The 259-nt window shown below is 44.0% G+C and carries 1 pseudogene; it reads right to left on the reverse strand.

The features are described 5' to 3' along the window. Positions 1–259: pseudogene (locus AAEY98_RS22455) on the reverse strand (DUF4198 domain-containing protein); the annotation flags it as partial.

Below are 259 nucleotides of genomic sequence, written 5' to 3' on the forward strand. Positions count from 1 at the left end.
GTGCCTTGCTCTGTTAAGCTTACCGCAGCTGAGCTTTTACGCTTTAAGTAATAAGCACGAATGGTTTCAGATACTGGCTCACCATTAGGCGCAAGTGCCATTAATAATGTGTCGTCGTACTCGGCGCCTTTTTCTTTAGGTTTAAAGGCTTTGTCTGGTGCAAACATTTCGTTAGAGATACTAGCGTCAATCATTACGTAATGCGCTTTATCGCCTGATAAAGATGTATGCGAAGGTAGTAACCAACGTCCGTGTGCAC

The organism is Shewanella sp. AC91-MNA-CIBAN-0169 (assembly GCF_040310165.1).
Taxonomy (GTDB): Bacteria; Pseudomonadota; Gammaproteobacteria; order Enterobacterales; family Shewanellaceae; genus Shewanella.